Genomic DNA, 6,067 nt, shown 5'->3' with positions numbered 1-6,067 from the left:
CGAGAGACGATGCAGGGCGCGAAGACGCGCATGCGCGACAAGAAGGGGCCAGAGTTCGACGAGGGTCGACTGGCGCAAGCTCGACCCGCGTCAGTACGACCCGCGCCGCATCATCCGCGAGGCCCTGCTCGATGACACGCCCACGGCGACGATGCGCGCGGCCGGTGCCGCCGCCCTCGCGACGCAGGCGGCGGCCGACAAGCCGACGTTCGTCGCCGGCGAGTCGCCGCCATTCGACGACGAAGCGACCTGACCTCAGCTCACGCGCAACGGCAGAGCCCGACCGGGCAGTCCCCTCGGACGGACCGCCAGCGCCGCGGCAGCCGTGTCGATCGCGATCGACGCGGGGTCGTCGGGCCGCGCGATCACGACCGGGCGCCCGTCGTCACCTCCGGTCCGCAGGGCGGGGCTGAGCGGAACGGATGCCAGCAGCGGCACGTCCACGCCGTCGCTCGACAGCGCGCGGGCCACCGTCTCGCCGCCACCCGAGCCGAACAGGTCGAGCAATGTCCCGTCGGGGAGGACCATCGCCAGCTGGTCGTCGTAGGAGAAGCCCTGCTGGGGCTCGGTGAACAGGCAGTACTCCACGGGTATCCCTCAGTCGGCCGAACGCAGGATGATCGCCTCGGTGGGCGGGGCGGGGTCGGCGGGACGGCCCACGTAGCCGATGACCGTCAGCAGCGCCTGGCGGAACTGCGCCGGTCGCTCGAGGTGCGGCGCGTGCCCGGCCCCCTCCACCGCGATCTCGGTGACCTCTCCGCCCGCGGCGGCGTACGCGTCCAGCACGTCGCGCGTCTGCGACACCATCGGCTGCGCGGGCGCGACCTCCTCGCCGGGCCAGTCGGGCACGATGCCCAGGGCGCCGAGGTGGTTGAAGTCGTAGAACGAGGCGTCCGACACGATGGCGTCCGCCGTGCCGTGGATCCAGAGGATCGGGGGCTTCTCGGCGAGGTCGACGATGCCCGAGACGTCGAAGTACTTCGGCGCCATGGTGTTCAGCACGCCGATGGTCCCGGCGGCGAAGCCGGGCCAGTTCGGCGAGGCCACGGCATCCCCGGGGTAGTTCCCGCCGGCCGTCGAGGTCGTGAGCATCGACTCGACCCACACGTCCTCGTGGTCGCTCGTGTACCCCGGCGCGACGTAGCCGGAGCGGAAGACGGACCGCGGAGAGGTCGGGGCCGCGTCGGTCGTGTCGTGGTCGATGAGGCGCTGCACGAAGTCGGGGTTGGCGCCGCCCGCGCCCGCCCCGGCGTCGTCGTCGGTGAGCCGCGAGCCGTCGCGGCGCGTGCCGCCGAAGCCGTACGGCGAAACGGGCGCCTGCAGCGTGAGCGAGAGCACGGGGTGGTCGAGGGCGTACTGCAGCACGACGCCGCCGCCCATCGACCAGCCGACGAGGTGCGCGGTCGGGATGCCGAGCGCCTCGAGCGTCGCGCGGAGGTCGTCGCTGAAGTCGCGCACGCCGCGGGTCGCGTCGATCGGGGCGTGCTCGGTGCTGCCGAAGCCGCGCAGGTCGACCGCGAGCACCCGGAGGTCGCTCGGCAGGTCCTGCATGATCTCCTGCCAGAAGAGCGAGGACGACACGTTCCCGTGGACGAAGACCACCGTCTGCTCCGGGGCCGTGGCGGGATCGTCGGTCGCGCGCTCGAGCACGTTGACGCTCAGCCGACCGGTCTCGATCAGCCGCGAAGTGATGCCGTCGAAGAGAGTCATGGTGGTCCTCCGTGTCGCTCGCGTCCGCCCCGGTACGGACGCGCTCCGACTCTAACGCTCGCCCCTATCCGCCGCACTCAGGGTTCGTAGACTTGCGTGCATGACGGATGCCACTCCCACGCTGCCCCCGCTCGCCTTCCTCGGCGCAGGTTCCATGGGAGGGGCGATCCTCCGCGGACTGGTCGCTGCGGGGCTCACCGGCGGGGGCGTCACGGCGACGAACCGGTCGATCGCGAAGGCCGCCGAGCTCGCGGAGCTCGAGGGCGTGACGAGCGTCGCGCTCGAGGCCGCACCGGACGGCAACACCCTGGCCGCGGCATCCGCCGACGTCATCCTCATCGGCGTGAAGCCCGCCATGGTCCCGGACCTGCTGGACGAGATCGCCCCGCACCTGCGCCCCGGCGCGGTGGTGGTGAGCCTCGCGGCCGGAGTGACCCTCGCGACGTTCGCGAAGCACCTCGGCGACGGTGTCGCGACGCTGCGCTCGATGCCCAACACGCCGTCCCTCGTGGGCAAGGGCGTCACGGGACTCGCCGCCGGCGCCGCGGCCACCGCGGACGACGTCGCGCTCGTGCGCGCGCTGTTCGAGACGGTGGGCCAGGTCGTCGAGGTGCCGGAGTCCCGGATCGACGCGCTGTCCACGATCTCCGGTTCGGGGCCCGCCTACGTCTTCCTCCTCATCGAGGAGTTCACGAAGGCCGCGGTCCGCATGGGCTTCGACGACGACGCCGCGCGCCTGCTGGCGGAGCAGACGTTCATCGGGGCGACGGCGCTCCTGGCATCCTCGGATGTCGATCCGGCCGAACTCCGCCGCCGCGTCACGAGCCCGAAGGGCACCACCGAGCGCGCGATCGCCGTCCTGCAGGCCGCCCACCTCGACGACACGTTCACCGAGGCGGCCGAGGCCGCCCTCGCCCGCGCCAAGGAGCTCGCCGCCGGGGCCTGACGTGCGGCTGCGGTTCGAGGGGCCCATCTGGTACTGGCGCGGACCCGCGCCGTACCACTTCGTCACCGTGCCGCCCGCCGAGGCCGCGGCCATCGCCGAGGTCGCTCCCGTCGTCACCTATGGCTGGGGGATGATCCCGGTCGCCGTGACGATCGGCGCGACGCGCGTGACGACCTCGCTCTAGCCGAAGGACGGCGCGTACGTCGTGCCCATCAAGAAGGCGCTCCAGGATGCCGAGCACCTCGCCGTGGACGACACGGTGACCGTGGAGCTGGAGATCGCGGTCTAGCGATCCAGCGCGGCGAACCGCTCGATGTCGCTGTTGGTGCCCGAGACGATGATGAGGTCGTGGTTCGTCACGACGGTGTTCGCCTCGGCGTAGCGGAACGGGCGGCCCGGGCTCTTCACGCCGACGACCGTGACGTTGTACTTCGTGCGCACTCCCGACTCGTTCAGTCCGACGCCGCGGACGAGCTTCGGCGGGTACATCTTGGCCAGCACGAAGTCGTCGTCGAAGCGGATGAAGTCGAGCATGCGGCCGCTCACGAGGTGCGCGACGCGCTCGCCGGCTTCGGCCTCGGGGTAGATCACGTGGTTCGCGCCGACGCGGGCGAGGATCTTGCCGTGCGACTGCGACACGGCCTTCGCCCAGATCTGCGGCACTTTCAGGTCGACGAGGTTCGCGGTGATGAGGACGGATGCCTCGATGAGCGATCCGACCGCGACGACCGCCACCTGGAAGTCCTGCGCCCCGATCTGTCGGAGGGCGTCGATGTTGCGCGCGTCGGCCTGGACCGCGTGCGTGACGCGCTCCGACCACTTCTGCACGAGGTCGAGGTTGCCGTCGACGGCGAGCACCTCCCGGTCGAGGCGGTCGAGCTCGCCGGCGCACGCCGCGCCGAAGCGCCCGAGTCCGATGACGAGGACGGGCGCGTCGCTGCGGATCCGTTCAACCAACGATCGGCCTTTCGACGGGCAGCGCGTACAGCTGCGAACGGGAGGATGCCGCGACGGCCGCGGCGAGTGTCACAGTACCAATGCGCCCCATGAACATCGTCAGGGCGAGCACGTAGACCGCGGGGTCGGGGAGTTCGGCCGTGAGGCCGGTGGACAGCCCCACGGTCGCGAATCCCGAGATGACGTCGAACAGGACGTACTCGATCGGCGCGTCGGTGATGCGGCTGATCGTGACCGTGGAGATCGCCACGATCGTCGCGCCCCACGCCACGACCGAGAGCGCCACGCGCTGCACGTCGCTGGGGATCCGGCGACCGAACGCCTGCACGGAGGGGCGCCCCTTGGCCTCCGACCACACGGCGAGGGCGAGGACCGCCAGGGTCGTGACCTTGATGCCACCGGCGGTGGATGCCGAGCCCCCGCCGACGAACATGAGCATCGAGCCGACGATGAGCGTCGCGCCGTTGAGATCGCCGATGTTGACGACCGAGAACCCGCCGGAGCGCGTCATCGCCGAGAGGAAGAAGGCCTGGAACGTGGTGTCCCACGCGTCCATTCGGCCGAACGTCAGCGGGTTGTCGTATTCCAGCAGGAGAATGACGCCGGCACCCGCGACGAAGAGCACCACGGTGGTGATGATCGTGAGCTTCGCGTGGAGCGACCAGAGGCGGAAGCGCCACCAGTGCCTCCACAGCGTGAAGATCACAGGGAAGCCGATCGAGCCGAGGAAGACGCCGATCATCAGGACCGTGAGCAGGAAGTAGTCCTGCGCGAAGGGGGCCAGGCCGTCGGCGTTGGGCACGAACCCCGTGTTGGTGAAGGCCATCGCGGCGTAATACGGCGCCTCCCACAGGGCGACGAGGGGGTCGATGCCCCCGACCACGAGCGACGGATAGATGAGGACGGTGAGACCCGCCTCGATCGCGAGGGTCGACAGCGCCACGGTGCGGAGCAGCTGACCCACCTCGCCGAGGCGGATGGTCTGGCCCTCGTTCACCGGTCCGCCGTGCGCGCGCAGCGGGTTGCTGTCGCCCGCCGCGATGAGCTTGGCGCGCAGGCCGAGGCGCTTGGAGATCACGAGTCCGAGGATCGACGCGAGCGTCAGGACGCCGAGCGCGCCGACGTTCACACCGAGATAGGTGATCACGTGCCCGAGCGGCGACCAGTGGCTGTACATGTTCACCGTCGACAGGCCCGTGACGCAGATCGTCGAGACCGCGGTGAAGAGCGCGTCGGCGAGCGGGGTCCGCTGGCCGTCGGCGGCTGCGGCCGGCAGGGAGAACAGCGCCGTGAACAGCAGGATCAGGACGACGAACACCAGCACCGCGAAACGCGCCGGCGACGCGGTGGTCAGATCACGGAGTCCGTCCCATGCCCGGTAGGCGATGCGGCGTACGCGCATCGACATACTCACCTCTTCGGGCGTCGCCGCCATGCGTCGCTCCCTTCGGGGTGGAACCCGAATCATGGTACTCGGGCGGGCTCGCGGCTAACCTAATGCCATGGCGGACATCTTCGACGTGATCGCTGACGGAACGCGTCGCGACATCCTTCAGCTTCTTCTGGACCGCGCCACCGGGGGCGAGCGCGGCACGAGCGTCTCGCAGATCGTGCACGCGCTCGGGGTGAGTCAGCCGACCGTGTCGAAGCACCTCAAGGTCCTGCGCGAGGCGGAACTCGTGTCCGTGCGGGAGGAGGGGCAGCACCGGTACTACAGCCTCGCGGTCGCCCCGCTCGACGAGGTCGACGACTGGCTCGTCCCGTTCTTCTCCATCGACGTCGAGAACGAGCCCGCTCTTCCGGAGTCCGCCGTGCATGCCGCCGAGGTCGTGGGTCGGGCCGCCGCCTCGGTCAAGCATTCCGTCACCTCGGCGTTCCGCAAACTGCCCGGCCGTTGAGCAGCGTTCCGGTCATCGGAACGCGGTAGCCGATACACACTCGCGTCACAGAGGCCCCATAGGTTTACAGGCGTCGCGGCCAGACTCTAGAGTGTGTCCCACATCAGAGGGTGAGGGTCACCCGGCGAAGGGTGATCGATGGCGGAGTTGCCCGACGTGCGGTTTCTGACGGTCGCGGAGGTCGCCGACCTCATGCGCGTCTCGAAGATGACCGTGTACCGGCTCGTGCACGCGGGAGAACTGCCCGCCGTGCGGTTCGGCCGGAGCTATCGGGTGCCCGAATCCGCCGTCGCCGAGGCCGTGCAGCGTCCGGTCTCCGACGTCGGCTAGACTAGTCCGAGGCCTTTTTCCAACGCCTGCCCGTTCCCGGGAGCCGACATCGGCACCCAGACCCCGACTTAGTGAGGTTTTCCGTGGGTTCTGTCATCAAGAAGCGCCGTAAGCGCATGGCGAAGAAGAAGCACCGCAAGCTGCTTCGCAAGACTCGTCACCAGCGTCGCAACAAGAAGTAAAGCGACCACCACACCGAGCGCCTGTCATCCGACGGGCGCTTCGT

General features: G+C 69.9%; 8 protein-coding genes and 2 pseudogenes. 6 read left to right on the top strand and 4 right to left on the bottom strand.

Going from position 1 to position 6,067, the window contains the following annotated elements; genetic code table 11:
• Positions 1–253, top strand: a pseudogene (locus I5G_RS24430) (Sec-independent protein translocase TatB); the annotation flags it as partial.
• Positions 254–255: 2 nt separating this feature from the next.
• Here the strand turns inward: I5G_RS24430 and I5G_RS04000 are convergent.
• Positions 256–588: a hypothetical protein gene (locus I5G_RS04000; protein ID WP_022877905.1), complete on the bottom strand. Its 333-nt coding sequence runs from the start codon at positions 586–588 to the stop codon at positions 256–258.
• A 9-nt stretch (positions 589–597) separates the two neighbouring features.
• Positions 598–1,710 carry an alpha/beta fold hydrolase gene (locus I5G_RS03995; RefSeq protein WP_022877904.1) on the bottom strand — a complete coding sequence of 371 codons (1,113 nt, stop codon included), beginning with the start codon at positions 1,708–1,710 and terminating at the stop codon, positions 598–600.
• 100 nt (positions 1,711–1,810) lie between these two features.
• Between I5G_RS03995 and proC the strand changes: the two genes are divergently transcribed.
• Together proC and I5G_RS20440 are read left to right on the top strand one after the other, a co-directional pair.
• Positions 1,811–2,656 carry a pyrroline-5-carboxylate reductase gene (proC, locus tag I5G_RS03990; RefSeq protein ID WP_022877903.1) on the top strand — a complete coding sequence of 282 codons (846 nt, stop codon included), beginning with the start codon at positions 1,811–1,813 and terminating at the stop codon, positions 2,654–2,656.
• A 1-nt stretch (position 2,657) separates the two neighbouring features.
• A pseudogene (locus tag I5G_RS20440) lies at positions 2,658–2,945 on the top strand (DUF1905 domain-containing protein).
• Here the strand turns inward: I5G_RS20440 and I5G_RS03980 are convergent.
• Entirely contained in the window at positions 2,942–3,613 is a 672-nt protein-coding gene (locus tag I5G_RS03980; protein ID WP_022877902.1) for a TrkA family potassium uptake protein, read from the bottom strand. The pseudogene I5G_RS20440 and the gene I5G_RS03980 overlap by 4 nt on opposite strands.
• Entirely contained in the window at positions 3,606–5,015 is a 1,410-nt protein-coding gene (locus tag I5G_RS03975) for a TrkH family potassium uptake protein (RefSeq protein WP_026095634.1), read from the bottom strand. The genes I5G_RS03980 and I5G_RS03975 overlap by 8 nt, the downstream gene beginning before the upstream one ends.
• A 100-nt stretch (positions 5,016–5,115) precedes the next feature.
• Between I5G_RS03975 and I5G_RS03970 the strand changes: the two genes are divergently transcribed.
• The 3 genes from I5G_RS03970 (at position 5,116) to I5G_RS24425 (ending at position 6,023) form a co-directional block, all read left to right on the top strand.
• The gene (locus I5G_RS03970) at positions 5,116–5,511 is read left to right on the top strand and encodes a helix-turn-helix transcriptional regulator (RefSeq protein WP_022877900.1); all 396 of its coding nucleotides are present in this window, start codon (positions 5,116–5,118) and stop codon (positions 5,509–5,511) included.
• Positions 5,512–5,649: 138 nt separating this feature from the next.
• The gene (locus I5G_RS03965) at positions 5,650–5,841 is read left to right on the top strand and encodes a helix-turn-helix domain-containing protein (RefSeq protein ID WP_022877899.1); all 192 of its coding nucleotides are present in this window, start codon (positions 5,650–5,652) and stop codon (positions 5,839–5,841) included.
• A gap of 83 nt (positions 5,842–5,924) precedes the next feature.
• Positions 5,925–6,023: an AURKAIP1/COX24 domain-containing protein gene (locus tag I5G_RS24425; protein WP_003792170.1), complete on the top strand. Its 99-nt coding sequence runs from the start codon at positions 5,925–5,927 to the stop codon at positions 6,021–6,023.
• The last annotated feature ends 44 nt before the right edge of the window (positions 6,024–6,067 follow it).

Origin of the sequence: Microbacterium sp. B19 (assembly GCF_000333395.1) — a bacterium.
In the GTDB taxonomy this organism is placed as follows: domain Bacteria; phylum Actinomycetota; class Actinomycetes; order Actinomycetales; family Microbacteriaceae; genus Microbacterium.
This window is presented reverse-complemented; position numbering and strand designations above follow the sequence as displayed.

Excerpts from the sequence above, each read along its gene's own strand:
- I5G_RS03975 (WP_026095634.1), bottom strand. The coding sequence starts at position 5,015 with ATGCGCGTACGCCGCATCGCCTACCGGGCATGGGACGGACTCCGTGAT.
- I5G_RS03965 (WP_022877899.1), top strand. The coding sequence starts at position 5,650 with ATGGCGGAGTTGCCCGACGTGCGGTTTCTGACGGTCGCGGAGGTCGCC.
- proC (WP_022877903.1), top strand. The coding sequence starts at position 1,811 with ATGACGGATGCCACTCCCACGCTGCCCCCGCTCGCCTTCCTCGGCGCA.
- I5G_RS03970 (WP_022877900.1), top strand. The coding sequence starts at position 5,116 with ATGGCGGACATCTTCGACGTGATCGCTGACGGAACGCGTCGCGACATC.
- I5G_RS03995 (WP_022877904.1), bottom strand. The coding sequence starts at position 1,710 with ATGACTCTCTTCGACGGCATCACTTCGCGGCTGATCGAGACCGGTCGG.